Origin of the sequence: Alicyclobacillus fructus, assembly GCF_017329605.1 — a bacterium.
Lineage (GTDB): Bacteria > Bacillota > Bacilli > Alicyclobacillales > Alicyclobacillaceae > Alicyclobacillus > Alicyclobacillus fructus.
This window is the reverse complement of record NZ_JAFMTY010000019.1, coordinates 46,612-66,682: the sequence shown is the minus strand read 5'-3', so window position 1 is coordinate 66,682 and position 20,071 is coordinate 46,612. Positions and strand designations below refer to the sequence as shown.

Genomic DNA, 20,071 nt, shown 5'->3' with positions numbered 1-20,071 from the left:
GTAGAGTGGTGTTGCAAGTGCCTATCACATTTCCGCAGGCGCCGCCACGCTGTGTAGATTTGCGTGTCGGCGTTCTGCACTTTTATTTTGCGCTAAACAGCGGGCGGCACGCAGTGGCTGGCGCGCAGGCTCGGCAAGGCGCGCGCACTCGAGCTTCTGTGGCTCGGCGAGACCATCTCCGCCAACGAGGCGCTGCAGCTGGGGCTTTGCAACCGCGTCGTTCCGGACGAAGCGTGTGTGCCCGCCGCCGTGGAGCTCGGCAAGCGGCTGGCTGAGATGCCGCCCGTAGCGCTTCGCTGTATCAAGGAAGCGGTCTATCAGGCCATGGACACCACGCTTGCCGACGGCCTCGAGGCCGAACGAAATCTCTTTTACCTGCTGTTCGCGAGCGACGACGCGCGCGAGGGGATGCGGGCGTTCGTGGAAAAGAGACCTCCGCGGTTTCAGGGGCGGTAACCGATCTCGGATGGGGCGATCCGCGCCCGGCGCAGGGGGGTGCGCCGAACGACGCGCTGCGCTATCATGTATGGCGTTGGCGAAAGATGAGAGAGGCGAAAGAAATGGAGTGGCGCGGCGGTGACGGATCGCAAGGGGCTGTGGTACGCGGTCTTGGCGTACGCGGGGTGGGGGCTTTTACCCGCATACTGGAACGTGTTCGACAGGATGTCTCCGTATGAACTGTTGTCCTATCGGATGGTGTTTTCGGCCGTCACCATCTGGATTTGGGTGGCCATCGCGCGTCGCGTCCGGAATGTGGCAGGCGTCATGCGAGATGGCCGCCGGGCGCGCTGGATGGCGCTGGGCTCGCTCATGATCACGGCGAACTGGCTGACGTTCATCGTCGCGGTGAACACCGGCCACGTGGTGGAGTCGAGCCTCGGGTATTACATCAACCCGATTGTCAACGTCCTCTTTGGACTCCTCCTGTTTCGCGAACGGCTGGATGGATGGCAGTGGGCGGCGCTTGGCGTCGCCCTGGCCGGCGTCGTCGTGATGGTTGTGGCTTACGGACAGGTGCCTTGGCTCGCGCTTGCGCTCGCCGGATCGTTCGGGCTGTACGGCGTGGTCAAGAAACGCGTGGAGGCGGACGCTGTGCAAAGCCTCACGTGGGAAACGACACTGGCTCTGCCGCTTGCCGTCGCGTATCTTGCTGCGACGTTCGCCGTACATCGTGTGACGGTGACACAACTCGCCGCTTGGCAGGTGGCGCTCCTCGTCTTCAGCGGGTTGTTGACGGCCGTGCCGCTGCTTCTCTTCGCGATGGCCGCCAAGCGGCTCAGCCTCGCAACCCTCGGGATGGTCCAGTACATTTCTCCCACCTTGCAACTCGTCATTGGCATCGCGGTCGATCACGAGCCGTTCACGCGCGCGGATGGCTTGGGTTTCGCGTGCATCTGGTTGGCCCTCGTGCTCTACACCATCTCGTTGATCCGGTCGGAGCGGCAACATCGCAACGCGACGGCGGGAGGAAATCGCGCGGTGGAAGCGAAGAAGGCTTAAACGCGCGATTCGGGCGCCTGGGAGGCGAGCCGGCATGGGCCTTTGGTCTCGACTTCGTTCCATCATGTTCGACGCGACGCCATTGCGGACGTCGCCCGCGTTCCGCAGGCTCTGGTTGGGGAGCGGCGTGTCCACGCTTGGCGGCACCATGACGTCCTTCGCTGTCATCCTCCAGGTGTATGACACCACCCGGAGCACGCTCGATGTTGGATTGACGGGCCTCGCGAGCGTGCTGCCGGGCACGCTGTTTGTGCTCGTCGGCGGCAGCGTGGGCGATCGCGTGGATCGCCGCAAGCTGGTCCTCCTCGCCACCAGCGGGCAAATGGCCATGTCGGCGCTTCTCGCCGTGCAGGCGTTCATGGCGTGGTCCATTCTCTGGATTCTCTACGCGGTCCTCTGCGCGCAGTCGGTTCTCGCCGTCATCAACGCCCCAGCGCGCCGGACGTTTGTGCCGCGCCTTCTGCCGAAGGAGCAGGTCCGTGCGGGGCAGGCGCTGAACACACTCGCCATGCGCTTTGGCGAGGTGGCAGGGCCCTCCATCGCGGGCGTGATCGCGGGCGCGGCAGGACTCGGGTGGTGTTACACCTGCGACGCGGTAAGCTTTTTGGCCGCACTTTACGGGGTCTATCGCCTGCCACCGATGCTGCCGGAGGTTGTCGAGCGGCCCAGCAGCATGTTGAAGGGCGTCATGGAAGGTCTGCGCTTCTTGGGGCGATCGCGCGCTCTCCTCGGCGCCATGTTGGCAGATCTGAGTGTCACCGTGCTCGGCGTGCCGAATGCGCTTCTGCCGGCCTTGGTCAGCGCGCGCTTCGGCGGTCGGCCCGAGGTCCTCGGTCTCCTGCTGGGCGCGACCGGCGTTGGAGGCTTGGTCGTTCTTGCCCTGTCAGGCCCTGTGCGCCACATTCAGTTCGAGGGCAAGGGGATTCTAGGCGCCTGTGCCATCTGGGGAGCTGCGGTATTGGCGCTTGGCGTTTCTCCGTTTGTGTGGCTTTGCGTGGTGATTCTCGCCCTGATGGGGGCGGCAGACTCCATCCTTGTGGTGATGCGCTCGACGCTCATCCAGCAGCGCACGCCGGATAGTCTACGCGGGCGCATTTCGAGCGTGGACTATCTGGTCGGCGCGGGCGGTCCGCAGCTCGGCAACCTTCGCGCGGGGCTTGTGGGGAGCCTCCTGCCGCCAGGGGCGGCGATCGCGCTGGGCGGCTTATGCACGCTCGCCGCCATTGCCTGCGTCGGCTGGGTCGTTCCCGAACTGCGAAGCGCACGGGCAGAGGAAGGCATGTCGGCAGCTTCGGAATAGGTGGGTTCGCCGCTGAACCATGCAACTCGAAGGTGACCTGCAGGTATGGGGATGGCCGGCGTTGACGTACCGCAGCAGAAGTGATATGTTCAATTCTGACAGTCTGTACGGAAGAGAGGAGGTCGAAGCCCATGGTTCGGAAGGCGGCATCGTCGGTCTTGCAGTCCACGCTTCCGATTGCGGCTCGACCTTCTCGCGCGAGCGCCACATAGGGCGCGAGCGCGAGTTGCTGACCCAGCGGCTCGCGCCAACTCATTCCACATTCGGACTGGGCATGCCGCGCGAGGCATGCCTTTTTGCGTCTAGGGGGCCTGTTTGTGTTTCAAGTCCTTTGGAAGCTTCGCCATTTCTTCTGGGAGGAACGAAAACGCTACGGGATCGCCGTGGGACTCTTGCTGTTTCTGAATGTGATCGACGTGATCCCGCCCTATCTCGTCGGCCGCTCCATCGACCTGATGAGCCAGCACGGCATGACGTTGCGCGCGCTCTTCGAGCTCGTCGGCGCTTTGCTGCTCACCATCCTGGTGTCCTATGTGTGCGGCGTGACGTGGCAGTATCAGTTGTATTCCGGCGCCCGAACGCTGGAGCTTTCGCTGCGCCGCCGGCTGATGGAACATTTCCTGAAGATGACACCGCGCTTCTTCGAGCAGAATCGAACCGGCGATCTGATGGCGCGATCGACAAACGATTTGAACGCGGTCATGCAGACGGCCGGGTTCGGCATTTTGACGCTCATCGACTCCACCACCTATTCGGCGACGATTCTCGTCACCATGGCCGTGCTGGACGGGTGGAAGCTGACCTTGTTCTCGCTCGTCCCGATGCCGTTCATCGCGCTCGCCATGACGAAATTCGGTCAAATCCTGCACGATCGGTTCGAACGAGCGCAGGACGCCTTCGGCGACATGAACGATCGCGTCCTGGAGACCGTGGCCGGCATTCGAGTGGTGCGCGCGTACGCACAGGAGCAGAACGAGGAGCGCCGCTTCGCGGAGACGATGGCCGACGTCTACCGGAAGAACATCGCCGTCGCCAAGATCGATGCCCTGTTCGATCCAACCATCAGCCTGCTGGTCGGCGTGACCTACCTCATTGGGTTGGGGTACGGCACCTACCTCGTCTTCCAGAGCCAGCTGACGGTTGGCCAGCTCACCTCTTTCAACGTGTACCTCGGCATGTTGATCTGGCCGATGCTCGCGTTTGGCCAGCTCATCAACATCATGCAGCGCGGCAACGCCTCGCTCGATCGCGTGAACGAGACGCTCGCGTATGAGCCGGATGTGGTGGATCGAGATGGAGCTCGGGAGGTCGCGCGCATCGACGAGATTCGCTTTGAGCGCTATTCGTTCCGCTATCCTTCTTCCGAGCGCGACAACCTCGTGGACATCGATCTCGTCATTCGCCGGGGCCAGACCGTCGGCATCGTCGGCAGGACCGGCAGCGGCAAGTCGACGCTCGTGAAACAACTTCTGCGCGAGTACCCCGTCGGGGATCGAGGGCGGTTGTTGGTCAACGGCCTGCCCATTCAGGAAATCCGCATGGACGCACTCCATCGCCTGGTGGGTTACGTCCCGCAAAACCCGATGCTGTTCTCCCGCAGCGTGCGGGACAACGTCCGCTTCGGCAAACACGATGCCACGGACGACGAGGTCCTTCGCGCGCTCGAGCTCGCCGCATTCACGGAGGATATCGCACGGTTGCCGGACGGGTTGGATACGCTCGTCGGCGAACGGGGCATCTCGCTGTCCGGAGGACAGAAGCAGCGAATTGCGCTCGCCCGCGCCCTCATTTTGGATCCCGATTTGCTCGTTCTGGACGACGCCATGTCAGCCGTGGATGCGCGCACGGAGGCCCATATCCTCCGCGCCATTCGACGCGTCCGGCGCGGGCGCACCACCCTCATCGTCAGCCACCGCATGTCGGCCGTTCAACACGCCGACTGGATTGTGGTGCTGGATGACGGGCGGATCGCAGAAGCCGGGACGTTTCAGGATCTCATGCGGCTCGGAGGGTGGTACGCGAAGCAATACCTTCATCAGCAGGCGTTCGGCGACGCATCCGGCGATCCGGAAGACGACTCGCCGTCCGTGAGAGAGCACGCGCCCGTCACGCAGCAGGCGTCGTTGACCGGGGCCGACAGGGGAGATGTGCAATGAACCGGAATCGATCTGTTCAGGTCGGCAAGCGACTCATCGAGTACGCGGCGCACGCGAAGGGGGCCATCGTCGCGGCTGTCGTGCTGCTCGTCCTGTCGGTGGCCGCGCAGCTCGCCGGTCCCTTTGTGGCGAAGACCATCATCAACCGGGATATCGAGGGCGTGCAACAGGTTTGGTATCAGGCTCCGGAGGGCGCCAAGGGCGCCGTGAACGTCGGCGGCAGGCTGTACGTTCGCGGGGATCGTTTGCCGCCCGGGGCTCCGAAGCGCGATCCCCACACCCTGGCCACACTGGGGACGACGGCGTACTTCTTGCCGGGATCGATCCAGGCCATCGCCAAAGGCCCGGAGCCCGGAACGATTCGGGAAGAAGTGTTCGGCCGCTGGCGCACGGTTCGGGCTCATCCCATCGGTCGAGTGCAGGTGTTCGCGTTTTACCGCCCGGAGGTGCCGAACGTCGTCCGGCTGGCTCTGCTCTACTTCGCGCTCTTGGCGGTGTCCGCCGTGTTTTTGTACGGCCAGCAGTACTTGTTGCAGGTGTCTGCCAACCGGATCCTGCAGCGCATGCGCCGGGACGTCTTCCATCGCGTTCATTGCCTGCCCATCTCGTACTTTGACAACACGCCAGCGGGGAAAATCGTCTCTCGCATCACCAACGATACCGAGTCCATTCGCGATTTCTACGTGAACGTCCTGGCGAACGTGCTGTCGAGCGCCGTGATGATGCTCGGCATCTACGTCGCGCTGTTCATCCTGAATGTCGGCCTCGCGCTGCTTGCCTGCGCGCTGTTGCCCATCCTGTTTCTCTGGATCTGGCTCTACCGCCGGTTCACGGTGCAGGTCAACCTGCGGGTGCGCGCGCTCATCTCCGAGATCAACGCGATGCTGAACGAGACCATCCAGGGGATGCCCATCATTCGCGCGTTCAACCGCGAGGCGCGGACCGCGGCCGAGTTCAACGAGATGAATCAGGCCTATTACGAGGGTCAGACGAGGCTTCTGCGCATCAACTCCGTGACAGGCTATAACTTGGCCGGCGTCTTCCGCAATCTGTTCTTCGGGGCCATCATCGCTTGGTTCGGATGGCGCTCGCTCCACCTCGAGCCCATCGTCTCACTCGGCGTGCTGTACGCGTTTGTCGACTATCTCAACCGGTTGTTTCAGCCCATCACTCAAGTCGTCAACCAGCTCGCGACGCTCGAGCAGGCGCGAGCGTCGGCGACGCGCGTCTTCGAGCTTCTCGACGAACCCGGCGTGGAGCCCGAATACGGCACCTTTCCGCGGTTTCGAGGGGAAGTCGAGTTTGATCACGTCTGGTTTTCCTACGACGGCGTCCATCCGGTCCTGCGCGACATCTCGTTCGTGGCGAAACCCGGGCAGACGGTGGCGCTCGTCGGTCACACCGGCTCAGGGAAGAGTTCCATCATGAACCTCCTGTTCCGCTTTTACGATCCCGACCGCGGCACCATTCGCATCGACGGCCAGGACATCCGCGAGATTCCGCCACAGAAGCTTCGGCAGCACATGGCCATCGTGCTCCAGGATCCGTTCCTGTTTACGGGAACCATTGCGTGGAACGTGGGGCTCGGGGACGAGCGCGTGAGCCGCGATCGCATCGAAAAGGCGCTCCGGGACGTGGGGGCGGATCGGCTGTTGCGGCATCTGCCGGGAGGCATCGATGAGCCGGTGCTCGAGGGCGGCAGCACGCTCTCCGCTGGGGAGCGGCAACTGATCTCGTTTGCGCGCGCGCTCGCGTTCGATCCGGCCATCCTCGTCCTCGACGAGGCCACGGCCAATGTCGACAGCGAAACGGAGCGCATCATCCAAGATGCGCTCCAGGTTCTCAAGCGAGGCCGCACCACGTTCATCATCGCGCACCGGCTATCGACCATCCGCGACGCGGACCTCATCTTGGTCCTCGATCAGGGCCAGATTGTCGAACGGGGCACGCACGACGAGCTCATGGCCGCGGGCGGCCGTTATCGACAGATGTACGAGCTGCAGACCAAGGCCCTGGGCGTCACAGGTTGACCACGGCGCGGCCCTGCATTCTGCCCGCGAGAATCTGTTGCAAGGCGCTGTCGAGATCGTCCAGTTGGATGTCGTGGCCGATCTTCCGCAGTGCCTCGTCGTCTGGCTTCCACGGACCTGCAAGACGGCGCCAGATCTCGCGGCGCGTCTCCATGTCGAGCCACACCGAGTCAATGCCGAGAACGGCCGCCTGGCGGCGCAGGAACGGAAACACGCTGGCGGTGAAGTCCGGCCCGCCCGTGTAGCCACTGATGGCGATCACGCCGCCATATTCGAGCCGCTGCAGCAGATGAGGGACGTATTTTCCAGACACCGGATCGATCACGCCCGCGAAGCGGCGCTTCGCATTCAGGTAGGATTCGCCCTCCTGTAGAAGGAGCGCTTCGGGCTTCGTCACTTCATCGGCGCCGAGGGCCTTCAGCCACTCGGCGGCCTCCTCCTTCCGGGACGATGCCACCACGCGGTAACCCGCCTTTTTCGCGATGGCGATCCCGGTCGCGCCGACGCCGCCTGTGGCGCCCGTCACCAGCATCGCGCCCATGGCGGGCGATACACCATTTTGCTCCATGCGGTAGAGCGAGAGAGCCGCCGTGAATCCGGCGGTGCCAAGCACCATGGCATCGCGCAGCGAGAGCCCATCGGGCAATGGCACCACCCACTCGGCCGGGACACGGGCGTATTCGCTGAAGCCACCGAAATGTCCGGTGCCGAGATCGTAGCTCGTGCAGATGACGAGATCGCCAGCGCGGAAGCGCGCATCGCGGGACTCGACGACTTCCCCGGCGAGATCGATGCCGAGCACCATGGGGTAGCGGGTGACGAGGCGGCTCGCGGGCATGGAGCAGATGCCGTCCTTGTAATTGACGCTTGAGTAGCGCACGCGGATCAGCACATCTCCGTACGGCAACTGGTCCATGGACAGTTCGCGGACGCCCGAGCGGAAGCGGTCTCCCTCTTGTTCGACGACGTACGCGCGGAATGTGGTCATACGGGTTCGCTCTCCTTCCTGGACTTCCTCACACTGCATCACGAGGCAGAGGCGTTTTTCGGCGACACGCCGATGTGGTAGAGCAGAAACGCATGAATTTCAGCGGATTCGCGCAGATGTTCCAGTCTGCCGGAGGAACCGAAGTGTCCCGCGCCCATATGGGTCTTCAGCACGAGCGCTTCCTGTCCGGTCTTGGTGGCGCGAAGCTTCGCCACCCACTTCGCGGGCTCCCAGTAGGCCACGCGCGGATCGTTCAGCCCCGTGGTGACGATGAGGTGCGGATACCGCTTGGGTTCCACGTTGTCGTACGGGCTGTACGATTTCATGTAGAAGTAGTACGTCTCATCGCGCGGATCGCCCCATTCGTCCCATTCGAGCGTCGTGAGCGGGATGGTGGGGTCGAGCATCGTCGTGACCACGTCGACAAACGGCACCCCGGCCGAGATGGCGGCAAAGCGGTCCCCGCCCATGTTGGCCACGGCGCCCATCAGCAGCCCGCCCGCAGACCGGCCGTCAGCCGCCAGCTTTTCGGGCGCGGTGTAGCCTTCGCGGATGAGCGCGTCCGCGCAGGCGATGAAATCGGTGAACGTGTTTTTCTTGGCCAGCATCTTGCCGTTTTCGTACCACTGCCGCCCCATCTCCGATCCGCCGCGCACGTGCGCGAAGGCGTAGATCACGCCGCGATCGAGCAGAGGGAGGAGCAAGGTCGGCATGAACATGGGATCCAGGTTGTGCCCGTAAGAACCATATCCGTACAAAATGCACGGCGCGGGACCACCGTTTCGCGCGTCCTTGCGATACACAAGGGAGATGGGCACGTCCGTTCCATCGCCGGCTTTGGCCCACAGGCGCTCCTGGACATACGCCGACGGATCAAACGGCCCGTTGACCGGCTGGCGGTGAAGTTCCTTTCGCGTCCCGGTGACGGGATCGAGCGCGTAAGTGGTGCGGGGCGTGAGGAACGATTCATACTGGATGAGCACCTCGCGCGTGTCGTAACGGCGATTGTTCGACACCGAGACGGTGTAAAGCGGTTCGTCCCAGGCGAGCCGTTCGAGTCTCCCGCCGGCGTACGTCCAGATTTGCGTCAGCCCGCCTTCGCGCCCTTCGATGACGAGCGCCTCCCGGAACGGGTGCACGCCCGTCAGGTACCGGGCCGGATCGTACGGAAAGAGCTCGGCCAAGCGGTGGTCTTCGCACGGCGCAATGGGATGGCGGAACAGGCTGAAGTTCGGGCGCTGAAGATTCGTCAGGACGAGGAATTCGCCTTCCCAGTGTTCGAGTTCGTATTCCACGTTGGCCTGGCGCGGCCGAAACAACGTCCAGGTGCCAAGCGGCTGGTCCGCAGGCAGATAGCGCACCTCCGTCGAGGTCTTCGTGGACGAGGTGAGGAACAGGTATCGGCCGCTCTGCGACTTGGCGAGGGTGAGAATGCATGTCTCGTCGCCCTCTTCGTACAGCAGGACGTCCTCTTCGGCGGGGCGGCCCAGTTGGTGCCGGTACAGACGGTACGGGCGCTGCGCCTCGTCGACCGTGATGTAGAACAGGTATTGTCCGTCGGCGCTCCAGGCCATGCTGCCCTCGATAAACACGTTGTCGATGCGATCCGGCAGCATCTCGCCCGTCTCCAGATCCTTGACGAACAGGGTGTACCGATCCGTCCCGTCGCGGTTTTCCAGGTACGCGAGCCGCTTCTCGTCGGGGCTTGTGGCGAGCACGGTGACGCTCAAATAGCCGTCGCCCGCGAGAGCATTCAGGTCGAGCAGGATCTCCTCCTCGGCGTCCGCCAGGGCGTCGCGGGACGTTGCGCGCTTGCGGGCGTGAATGGGGTACTGCAAGGACTTTTCCATGCGCGTGTAGTAGTAATACTGGTTTCCTTGGACGGGAACCCGCTCTTCGGCGTCCGGAATGCGAGCCACCATGTCCTCGTACAGTTCGTCCGTGAGCGGCTTCAGGCGTTCCATGTACCATCGGTAGTATGTATTCTCGTCTTCGAGATACTGAATTACGTTGGGGTTCTCGCGATCCCGGAGCCAATAGTACGGGTCGATGCGGCGGTCTCCGTGGATCTCGAGCACTTTGGGAATCGCTTTGGCCTTCGGCGCTTCCATGGGGTCACTCCTCTTCAACGTTACTGGCGGTTTCAACGCGATTTCAAGGCTTCACACGTATCATATCATGCGGCGTTTGCTGGCGCCTCTCGCCAGCGCAGAAGGGGGTGGGCGGCGTGCGCAAACTGTTTCCTTATCTGCGGCCGTACCGGCTGCGCATCGTTGTGATTGTCACGTTCATCTTCCTGCAGGTGCTCGGCAACCTCTATCTTCCGACGCTCATGTCCGAGATTGTCGACAATGGGGTGCTCAAGGGCAACCTGCCGTACATCGTCCGGATGGGCGGTTTCATGCTTCTCGTCTCCATCGCCGCTGCGGGCTTTTCCATCACGGCGAGCTACCTGTCTTCGCAGACCGCCGCGAGCTTCGGCAAGCATCTCCGGCGAGATTTGTTCGCCCATGTGCAGACGTTTTCCCTGGAGGAGATCGACCGGTTTTCGACGGCGTCCCTCATCACGCGCACGACAAACGACATTACGCAGGTGCAGCAGCTCGTCAACATGATGTTGCGCATGATGATCATGGCGCCGCTCAATTGCATCGGCGGCGTACTCATGGCGGTCTATACCGACGCCCGGCTGTCCCTGGTGGTCTGGGTGATGTTGCCGGTCCTCGCGGGCGTGATCGTGCTTGTGTTTGGCCGGGCCAGCCGACTCTTTCGCATCATGCAGGGCAAAATCGACGTGCTGAACCGCGTGCTGCGCGAAAACCTGACGGGCATCCGCGTCATCCGCTCGTTTAACCAGGTGGCTCGCGAAGCGGAGCGATTCGATCGCGCCAATGCAGATCTCACGGGCACTACCACGCGGGTGCAGAAGATCATGGCTGCGTTGTCACCGGCGCTCATGCTCGTCATCAACATGGCCGTGATCGCCATCCTGTGGTTTGGAGGCGTGCGCGTGGCGCACGGCCAGATGGAAATCGGTTCGCTCATGGCGTTTATCCAGTACGTGACGCAACTGCTGTTTGCCATCATGATGGTGTCCATGATGTTCTTCATGATCCCGCGCGCGAACGCGTCGGCCAATCGCATTTGGGAGGTTCTTTCGACCGAAACCCAAATTCGAGATCCCGAACGGCCGAAGGCGGAGGCTGTGGCCCCTGGGCTCGTGGAGTTTCGCGGCGTCACGTTTCGATACCCCGGCGCGGAGGCGCCCGCGCTGTCCGACATTTCGTTCATCGCAAGGCCCGGCGAGGTCACGGCCATCATTGGCGGCACGGGATCGGGCAAATCGACGCTGGCCAGCCTGATCCCGCGCTTCTACGACGTGGAGTCCGGAAGCGTGCTCGTCGGCGGCGTCGATGTGCGGGAATGGGACGCGGAAGCGCTGCGCATGCAAATCGGTTACGTGCCGCAGAAGTCCGTCCTGTTCAGCGGCACGATTGCGGACAACATTCGCGTGGGCAAGGCCGACGCGACGGACGAGGAGCTGCGAGAAGCGGCGCGGATCGCACAGGCGCTGGAGTTCATCGAAGCGATGCCAGGCGGCTTTCAGGCGGTGGTGGAGCAAGGTGGGAGGAACCTTTCCGGCGGCCAGAAGCAGCGCCTTTGCATCGCTCGGGCGCTCGTTCGGCGGGCGCCCATCTACATCTTTGACGACAGCTTCTCGGCCCTCGACTTTCGAACCGATGCGCGGCTCCGCCAGGCGCTGCGCGAGGCCGTGAGCGGCGCGACCGTCATCCTCGTGGCTCAGCGTGTGAACACCATTCGCGATGCCGACCAAATCGTGGTGCTGGACGAAGGGCGGATTGCGGGCATTGGCACGCACGAGTCGCTCCTCGCCACATGCCAGGTGTATCGAGAAATTGTGCGATCCCAGCTCGGAGAGGAGGTCACGGCATGAGTCAGGATCGGCGGGAGATGCCGGCCATGCGCCCGGGGATGCCTGTGCAGAAGCCGAAGGACTTCGGCGGCACGGCTCGCAGATTGATGCGCTACCTGCGGCCGCACGCGTGGCGGATCGGGCTGGTGTTCGTTTTGACCGTGCTCGGAACGCTGTTCTCGATCCTGGGCCCGGACGTGATGAAAGGCATCACGAACGATCTCGTCGCGGGCCTCAGGCACACGTGGATGCACAAGCCGGGCCCCGCGTTCGACTGGGCGGATATCGTGCGCGTGCTTGAGGAACTCGCGGGCCTGTACGTGTTGTCAAGCGTGTTCAGCTATCTGCAACAGTACATGATGGCGGGGGTGGCTCAGAAGACGGTGTACGCGCTCCGCAGGGACGTGTACGCGAAGCTTGAGCGCCTGCCGCTCTCGTTCTTCGACGGCCGCCCCATCGGCGACGTGATGAGCCGCTTCGTCAACGACTTCGACAACATCGGCAACACGCTTCAACAGGCGCTGCTCCAGTTCGTGTCGAGCATCGTGACGTTCATCGGCGTGATCGCCGTCATGCTGTCCATCAGCCCGCTGATGACCCTGGTCATGTTTCTGACGTTGCCGCTGTCGTTTTACGTGACGCGGTTTGTGACGAAGCGGTCGCAGGGCTTTTTTGTCGGACAGCAGCGATCGCTGGGCCTGTTGAACGGCCATATCGAGGAGATGTACACGGGTCACGCCATCGTGCGGGCGTTCAACATGGAGCGCCGGGCGATCGCGACGTTTGACCAGCACAACGAGGCGCTATACCAATCCGGGTGGCGGGCCCAGTTCGTGTCTGGCCTGATTTTTCCGCTCAACACGTTCATCGGCAATCTCGGTTACGTGCTGGTGAGCGTGATTGGCGGACTGCTCGTCGCCCGCGGCTCCATCAGCATCGGGGACATCCAGGCGTTCATCCTGTACGCGCGGCAATTTTCGCAGCCCATCACCCAGCTGTCGAGCATCTCGAACATCATTCAGTCCACCATCGCATCCGCGGAGCGCATCTTCGAGCTGTTGGACGAACCCGAAGAGGTGCCGGATCCTGAGCATCCTGTGCGCATTCGGGAACCTCGCGGCGCCGTGAAGTTCCATCACGTCTCGTTCCGCTACAGGGACGATCAGCCGCTGATTGAGGACCTGAATCTCGAGGTCGCCGCGGGCCAGACCGTCGCCATCGTGGGACCGACGGGCGCAGGCAAAACCACGCTCGTCAATCTCCTGATGCGCTTCTACGACGTGCGCGAGGGATCCATCACCATCGACGGCGTGGACATTCGCGACTTGACAAGGGCGGAGCTCCGCAGTTTGTTCGGCATGGTGCTGCAGGACACGTGGTTGTTTCACGGTTCCATCCGCGACAACATCGCCTACGGGCGACCGGGCGCGACGGAGGACGAGATCGTTCGGGCGGCTCGCGCGGCTCGCGCGGATCACTTCATTCGAACACTGCCCGAGGGATACGATACGGTCATCAACGAAGAAGCCTCCAACTTGTCGCAGGGGCAGAAGCAGCTCATCACCATCGCGCGCGCCATTCTGGCCGATCCCGCCATCCTGATCCTCGACGAGGCCACCTCCAGCGTGGATACGCGCACGGAGCTTCTGATCCAGGAAGCGATGCAGCGGCTGATGCGGGGGCGGACGAGCTTCGTGATCGCCCACCGGTTGTCAACCATTCAAAATGCCGACCAGATCCTCGTGATGAACCACGGCCGCGTGATCGAACAGGGCACGCATCGCGAGCTGTTGGAGCGGGGCGGCTTCTACGCGGAGTTGTACCGGAGCCAGTTCGCCGGGTCGAGCGTCGACGAAGCCCTGCGGGAGGCTTCTCAAGGCAAGGCGGAGATGAGTGGTTCAAAGAATGGATGAAAAAGGAAAACAGCGGGCAACCTAGGCTCATCCGACCGTTGTATGAGAGGATGATCCAGCGTGCCCGCTCTTCTCGTTTCCTTGACGATCTTAGGCCACTTGCTGACGAACGGACCCACAGTCTCCGCGTCCGCGCGGCAGGCGGTGTATGGCCCGACCGTGCACACGATTCGCCTCGATACGGCGCATCACGTGGTCACGGTCGATCTCCGGCCCGTCGCGGGGCCTCCCGGGTCCGCCCCGCTTGAGGCGACGGACGGCCGCGGAATCACCCCGCCCACGGCGGGTGAGGCGTACACGGATGGCCGGGCGATCACCGCTCCGGTCTCGCCGCGCGCGTACACGGACGGCCGGGACACGGGCCGCGGAGCGAAGTCCAACCGCGGTTCGCTCGTGCTCTCCGTGCCGCTCGGCTGGGAGCTCGACGTCGAAGGTGTGGACGCAAATCGGTGCGAGGTGCGCACGGCGGACCTCGAAACCGCGGTGTTTCAACCCGTGCCGGGCCACGCGGACGGGCTCCATCGCCGGTTTTTGCTGGGGCATGTCGGCACGTTTCGCCTCGTGATGACGGATTCGGGGCAGGTCGCGAAGGTTCTCGACACGCTGGTCGTGTCGAGTCAGCTTCAGGATCCCGTCATCGGTGCGCCGTGATCGTCCGGCTGGCAAGGGATTGGCGAGCGTCACGCCATCTTTGCGCACAGCATGCCGAAGTACGTCGGGCGCTCGTAGGACAAGACGTGCGGGCGGCGTTCCGCTTTGGGTACGGCGCCCGCCAGAACGAGCGCCTGCCACATGCCATCGGGCCGCGCGTTTTCGATCATGTCGGCCGGGAAGTCCGCCAGGCGTTCCAGGTCTCCGGCCGCGATGAGTTGCTCGACCTCCGCGTCTAGCCTTCCCGCGTCCTCGTGATATCCGTACGGGCCGTCCTCCGCATGCGCGTGTGCCCAATCGCAGCTCGCGATAAGAGCCGCTCGGCGGCGGAGGGCGTCGCAAGCCGTCCGGACGGCTTGCCCAAGGCGGACATGTTCGGTGAACGGGCGGGATCGCGCCGTCTGGATCACCACCACCGGTCGATCCGGCATGAACGCGAGCGGGATCATGCTGCCCCAATCGAGCGGCAGGGTGGAGAGGGGACCGTCTGCCGTGGCGAAGTTGAGCACGGCCAAGGGCAGGTCAGGCGAAGCGGCCTGTGCGATGGCGAGGGCGAGATCGCGATCGACGGTTCGCCTCATGTGCACGCGGTGGCCCTTGTCGGGGCGCTGCATCCGCACCATCAGCGCGGCGGTCTGTTCGTTGAGTTCGCCCTCCATGTAGGCGCTTGCACTGATGGTGAATTGGCCCTCCGCGCGAATGCCGTGCGGCGTGATGATGACGAACACGTCGGGATCGGCCGTGCGCGCCGCCTCGCCGAGGGCTCTGAGGCTGTTTCGGGTTTTCGACATCAGATCCGGATGATCGCCCGCGAGTTCGGGGAGAATGGGCAGTCCATGCGGCGCGATGGCCGCAAACACGATGCTCATGCAATCGCCTCCTGAGGTCAATGTAGTCGAAGTCTCGCTCGAATACCAGATTTGGCTCACGGATGAGAAGTGACTACAATAGAGTCAGAGGAGAGGCAGACGGCCGGGGGCGATGGGGAATGCCGAAAAGCCGCGAACAGGCATTCAACGAGATTGTTCGCAGGGTGCGCAAGGAGTGTTTCGGCAAAGGGCCGGAGCGAATTCACACGGTGTTTGTGGACAACATGGCAATTTCCGTGTTGCAAGGCAATCTGACGCCGACGGAGAAGTTCATCAGCCGCACGCCGGAAGGGGCCGAAATGGTACGCGTGGCGCGCACGAGCATGATTCAGGAACTGTACAAGCGAAAGGTTCCCGAAGGGCTGGAAGAGGTGGCCGGGTCGAAGTTTTTGTACCTGTTTTCCGATTTCAAGGTGGAAGAGGACATGGGCGTCTCGGTTTTCATCTTCGAGCGTCCGATTCCGCGGGATCCCCTGCCCGACGGCGAACCTCGCTTCGGGAAACAAGGAAGTCAAGGCCAAGAATCCGCAGAATGAGTTGTATTCGGTTTCAGATGGAACGTGATATAATGAGAGCGCGTGGCGGGTGCATTCGCGTGAGTGGGCGCGCTACGAACAATTGGCTCGGCGCTTGAATGGTTGGCCTGTAGATGCTGCAGGCGAACACATCGGCACAAGTTGACCGCAGAGCGGCAATTTGTGTCTTTTTTTTGCGCGCACGGCGATGGGGTCATGATGGCTTTTGTCATAGGTATGAAGCGCGCCGTGATGCGCAAGGTAACTTTAGAAACGATGTGACTCGCAAACAGCGCTGAGCAGAAAAGGTGGGAGTTGGATGAGCAACGGGTCTCTGAGTCCTGCGGAGATTGCTCAACTGGCGGTGGAAATCGGAGAAAAGAAGACCAAGGAAGCCTGGTGGAAGCTGTTGATTCTCGGCATTTTGGCGGGCGCCTTCATTGCGCTCGGCTTCTTGGTCGACATCCGCGTGACGGCCAGCTTGCCCGACAGCTTGGCGTCCATCAAGAGCCTGGTTGGCGGCGCGGTGTTCCCCGTCGGGCTGATGCTGGTCGTGATCGCCGGCGGCGAGCTTTTGACGGGCAACATGATGACGGTCCCGATTGCCGTCCACGCCGGACGCGCGAGCCTCGGCGGCCTGGTCTACAACTGGTTCTGGGTGCTCGTCGGGAATCTCTTGGGATCACTCTTTGTGGCGGGCGCGTTCGGCGTGGGAGCACACCTGCTGACGGCCGATCCGTTCAAGGCGACGGTGATTGCCATCGCGACGGCCAAGGCCAAGCTCGCGTTCGGCCCGACCATTTTGTCCGCCATCGGCTGTAACTGGCTGGTGTGCCTCGCGGTCTGGATGGCGTACGGAGCCAAGGACATTGTGAGCAAGATCTTCGCCATCTGGTTCCCGATTATGGCGTTCGTGGCCATCGGGTTCCAGCACGTCGTCGCGAATATGTTCGTGTTGCCAGCCGGGCTCTGGGTGGGCGCGGACTATTCCTGGAGCAAGATCATCGAGGAGTGGTGTGGCGCCTTCATCGGCAACGCCATCGGCGGATGGATCTTCACGGCGCTTGCCTACTACCTCGTGTACTTGACGAAGTCTCGCCGGGAGGCTTGAGGCGTCCACTCCACCGACCCGCCCGCCATCGGCCGCGCCCTCGCCGTGGGGCGCGGCGCGTGTACGCGGCCGTCTGTCTCCTCTCGCGCGCAAACTGTAAGACAAGGGGGATGTCGGCATGATCGATATCAGGACCGAAGCTCAGGCCGAGGCCCGGACCGTTGAGCTCGAGATCGACGGCAAGGAGGTCGCCGTGGAAAGCGGCGCGTCGGTGCTCGACGCCATTCTGTCCACGGGGCAGGACCATCCGCACGTGTGTTATCATCCGGCGCTCGGCCCCATTGAGACATGCGATACCTGCATTGTCGAGATCGATGGCAAACTCGTGCGCGCTTGTTCCACGCCGGCGCAGGCAGGCATGGTGGTCCGCACCAAATCGGTCGCCGCGCGGTATGCGCGTAAAGAGGCGATGGACCGCATTCTGAAGAACCACGAGCTGTACTGCACGGTGTGTGACAACAACAACGGCAACTGCGTGTTGCACAACACCGTCATGCAGATGGGCGTCGAGCACCAGGCGTACCCGTTCACGCCGAAGCCGTACGAAGTCGACATGTCGAACCCGTTTTACCGCTACGATCCGCAGCAATGCATTCTCTGCGGGCGATGTGTAGAGGCGTGCCAGAACCTTCAGGTCAGCGAAGTGCTGTCGATCGCATGGGATCGCGAGGTTCCGCGCGTCATCTGGGACGACGACGTGCCCATCAACGAATCATCGTGCGTTTCATGCGGTCACTGCGTGACCGTCTGCCCGACCAACGCGCTGATGGAAAAGTCCATGCTTGGCGAGGCGGGATTTCTGACTTCCATTGAGAAGCCGACGCTTGACAAAATGATCGACCTCACCAAGAAGGTGGAACCGGGCTACTCGTCCATCTTCGTGATCTCCGAGATCGAGCACGAGATGCGGGAGGCTCGCATCCGCAAGACGAAGACGGTCTGCACGTACTGTGGCGTGGGCTGCGCCTTTGACGTGTGGACGAAGGATCGGCACATTCTGAAGGTCGAACCACAGATGGAATCACCTGTAAATCAGATCTCCACGTGCGTCAAGGGCAAGTTTGGCTGGGATTTTGTGAACAGCCCCGATCGCCTGACGAAGCCGCTGGTGCGCAAGGGCGACCGGTTCGTGGAAGTGAGTTGGGACGAGGCACTGGACGTGATCGAGCGGCGTATCAAGGAGATTCAGGCCAAGTACGGCTATGATGCCGTGGCGTTCATCTCTTCGTCCAAGACGACAAACGAAGAGAACTATTTGATGCAGAAGCTGGCGCGCGCTGTGATGCACACGAATAACATCGACAACTGCTCGCGTTACTGCCAGTCCCCGGCCACCGAAGCGCTGAGGCGCACCATGGGTCTCGGCGGCGACACCGGCTCCATTCGCGACCTCGAGCTGGCCGATCTCGTCATCATCGTGGGCGCGAATCCCGCCGAAGCGCATCCTGTGCTCTCGACGCGCCTGCGCCGGGCACAGAAGAAGCGCGGGCAGAAGCACATCGTGGCGGACGTCCGGCGCAACATCATGGCGGAGCGCGCGAATCTGTTCATCCAGCCCCGCCAGGGTACGGATCTCATCTGGTTGTCCGCGGTGACCAAGTACATCATCGATCAAGGTCGTCATGACGAGGCGTTCCTGCGCGAGCGCGTGAACGGATTTGACGAATATGTCCGGTCGCTCGAGAAGTTTACGCTGGACTATGCGAGCGAGATGTGCGGCCTGCGCAAGGAAGATCTCATCCGCGTCGCCGAGATGATCATGGAAGCCGAGCGCGTTGCGATCTGTTGGGCCATGGGTGTCACGCAGCATCGCGGAGGCAGCGACACGTCGACCGCCATCTGCAACTTGCTTCTCGTCACGGGCAACGTCGCTCGCCCAGGCACCGGCGCGTATCCGCTTCGCGGCCACAACAACGTGCAGGGCGCGGGCGACATGGGCTGTGCACCTCCGTTCCTTCCGGGTTACGAGCGCGTGGACAACGACGAGCAGCGCCGCAAATGGGAGCGGTTGTGGGGTGTCGAACTTCCGACCACGCCGGGGCTCAACAACCATCAGATGGTCGACGCCATCCACGAGGGGCGTCTCAAGGCCATGTATCTGTGCGGCGAAGACATGGCGGTCGTGGATTCGAACGCGAACTACGTCGAGGACGCCTTCCGCAAGCTCGAATTCTTCGTGGTCCAGGACGTGTTTCTGTCGAAGACCGCGCAGTTCGCGGACGTGGTTCTTCCGGCATGTCCGAGCCTCGAAAAGGAGGGTACGTTCACCAATACGGAGCGGCGCATCCAGCGCCTGTATCGGGTACTTGAGCCGTTGGGCGACTCGAAGCCGGATTGGGAGATCATTCAAATGGTCGCCAACCGGTTTGGAGCCAATTGGAACTATTCGTCACCGCGCGAGATTTTCGAGGAGATGGCCAGCGCGGCCGATCTGTTCCGCGGCGCGTCGTACGACCGCCTGGAGGGCTATCAGAGCCTGCAGTGGCCCGTGCGTCCCGACGGCACCGACACGCCGCTCCTCTACACCGACGGGTTTGCATTCCCGGACCAAAAGGCGCGTCTGTATCCGGTGGATTGGACGCCGCCCATCGAAGTCGGCGAGGAGTACGATCTCGAACTGAACAACGGGCGACTGCTCGAGCATTTCCACGAGGGCAACATGACGAGCCGCGTGCCCGGAATCCACGAGAAGGTTCCGGAGACGTTTGTCGAAATTGCGCCCGAGCTCGCCAAGGAACGCGGCATCCAGGACGGTGCTTTGGTGCGCCTCATCTCGCCGTATGGCAGCATCAAGGTGCGCGTGGCCGTGACCGATCGCGTCTCGGGCAAGCGCATCTACGTCCCGCTCCTGTCGCACAGGGATGAGGAGGCGGTCAATCGCCTGACGTCCAGCGATCACGACACTGCGACTTACACACCCGCATATAAGGAGATGCGCGTGCGCATGGAAGTCATTCAGACGTGCGGCGAGCCGCCCGTCAAGCGCGGCAACTTCCGCCTTGGCAAGCCGAATCCGCAGCCCGGCGTGAACGTGGAGAAGAAGTGGGCTCGCCCGGATTATGTACCGTTGGTGACCGAGGGCGCGCGGGTCAGGGAGGGATGAT

Annotated in this window: 13 protein-coding genes and 1 pseudogene; 11 read left to right on the top strand and 3 right to left on the bottom strand. The window is 62.7% G+C overall.

Annotated elements, in window-relative coordinates; translation table 11 throughout:
- Window positions 1-111: 111 nt before the first annotated feature.
- From J3481_RS10575 to J3481_RS10555, 5 genes and pseudogenes are all read left to right on the top strand, one after another.
- Window positions 112-456: pseudogene (locus J3481_RS10575) on the top strand (enoyl-CoA hydratase/isomerase family protein); the annotation flags it as partial.
- Between the two features lie 120 nt (window positions 457-576).
- Window positions 577-1,500, top strand: coding sequence for an EamA family transporter RarD (rarD, locus tag J3481_RS10570; RefSeq protein ID WP_206832066.1), 924 nt, complete (start codon window positions 577-579; stop codon window positions 1,498-1,500).
- Between the two features lie 34 nt (window positions 1,501-1,534).
- Window positions 1,535-2,800 (top strand): MFS transporter, encoded by a 1,266-nt coding sequence (locus tag J3481_RS10565; RefSeq protein ID WP_206832065.1) that lies wholly within the window; start codon window positions 1,535-1,537, stop codon window positions 2,798-2,800.
- Between the two features lie 317 nt (window positions 2,801-3,117).
- The gene (locus J3481_RS10560) at window positions 3,118-4,956 is read left to right on the top strand and encodes an ABC transporter ATP-binding protein (RefSeq protein ID WP_206832064.1); all 1,839 of its coding nucleotides are present in this window, start codon (window positions 3,118-3,120) and stop codon (window positions 4,954-4,956) included.
- Entirely contained in the window at window positions 4,953-6,986 is a 2,034-nt protein-coding gene (locus J3481_RS10555) for an ABC transporter ATP-binding protein (protein WP_206832063.1), read from the top strand. Before J3481_RS10560 ends, J3481_RS10555 begins: the two co-directional genes overlap by 4 nt.
- Here the strand turns inward: J3481_RS10555 and J3481_RS10550 are convergent.
- Together J3481_RS10550 and J3481_RS10545 are read right to left on the bottom strand one after the other, a co-directional pair.
- Window positions 6,976-7,974 (bottom strand): acrylyl-CoA reductase family protein, encoded by a 999-nt coding sequence (locus J3481_RS10550; protein ID WP_206832062.1) that lies wholly within the window; start codon window positions 7,972-7,974, stop codon window positions 6,976-6,978. The genes J3481_RS10555 and J3481_RS10550 overlap by 11 nt on opposite strands.
- A gap of 38 nt (window positions 7,975-8,012) precedes the next feature.
- Complete coding sequence (locus J3481_RS10545; protein ID WP_206832061.1) at window positions 8,013-10,085, bottom strand: S9 family peptidase; 2,073 nt, start codon at window positions 10,083-10,085, stop codon at window positions 8,013-8,015.
- Window positions 10,086-10,201: 116 nt separating this feature from the next.
- Between J3481_RS10545 and J3481_RS10540 the strand changes: the two genes are divergently transcribed.
- Genes J3481_RS10540 through J3481_RS10530 form a run of 3 tightly spaced genes read left to right on the top strand, consistent with a single transcriptional unit; the run spans window position 10,202 to window position 14,472 of the window.
- The gene (locus J3481_RS10540; RefSeq protein WP_206832060.1) at window positions 10,202-11,929 is read left to right on the top strand and encodes an ABC transporter ATP-binding protein; all 1,728 of its coding nucleotides are present in this window, start codon (window positions 10,202-10,204) and stop codon (window positions 11,927-11,929) included.
- Window positions 11,926-13,821 (top strand): ABC transporter ATP-binding protein, encoded by a 1,896-nt coding sequence (locus tag J3481_RS10535; RefSeq protein ID WP_206832059.1) that lies wholly within the window; start codon window positions 11,926-11,928, stop codon window positions 13,819-13,821. The genes J3481_RS10540 and J3481_RS10535 overlap by 4 nt, the downstream gene beginning before the upstream one ends.
- A 60-nt stretch (window positions 13,822-13,881) precedes the next feature.
- A complete protein-coding gene (locus J3481_RS10530) occupies window positions 13,882-14,472 on the top strand; it encodes a hypothetical protein (RefSeq protein WP_206832058.1) in 591 nt (196 codons plus the stop codon).
- Window positions 14,473-14,501: 29 nt separating this feature from the next.
- Here the strand turns inward: J3481_RS10530 and J3481_RS10525 are convergent, their stop codons facing one another.
- On the bottom strand, window positions 14,502-15,341 hold the full coding sequence (locus tag J3481_RS10525; protein WP_206832057.1) for a DODA-type extradiol aromatic ring-opening family dioxygenase: 840 nt from the start codon (window positions 15,339-15,341) through the stop codon (window positions 14,502-14,504).
- Window positions 15,342-15,460: 119 nt separating this feature from the next.
- On the opposite strand from J3481_RS10525, the gene J3481_RS10520 reads away from it, so the two are divergent.
- The 3 genes from J3481_RS10520 to fdhF all read left to right on the top strand — a co-directional run bounded on the left by J3481_RS10520 (window position 15,461) and on the right by fdhF (window position 20,070).
- Window positions 15,461-15,877 (top strand): DUF2294 domain-containing protein, encoded by a 417-nt coding sequence (locus J3481_RS10520; RefSeq protein WP_206832056.1) that lies wholly within the window; start codon window positions 15,461-15,463, stop codon window positions 15,875-15,877.
- Window positions 15,878-16,175: 298 nt separating this feature from the next.
- The gene (locus tag J3481_RS10515; protein WP_206832055.1) at window positions 16,176-16,967 is read left to right on the top strand and encodes a formate/nitrite transporter family protein; all 792 of its coding nucleotides are present in this window, start codon (window positions 16,176-16,178) and stop codon (window positions 16,965-16,967) included.
- A 118-nt stretch (window positions 16,968-17,085) separates the two neighbouring features.
- Entirely contained in the window at window positions 17,086-20,070 is a 2,985-nt protein-coding gene (fdhF, locus tag J3481_RS10510; RefSeq protein WP_206832054.1) for a formate dehydrogenase subunit alpha, read from the top strand.
- Window position 20,071 lies beyond the last annotated feature (1 nt).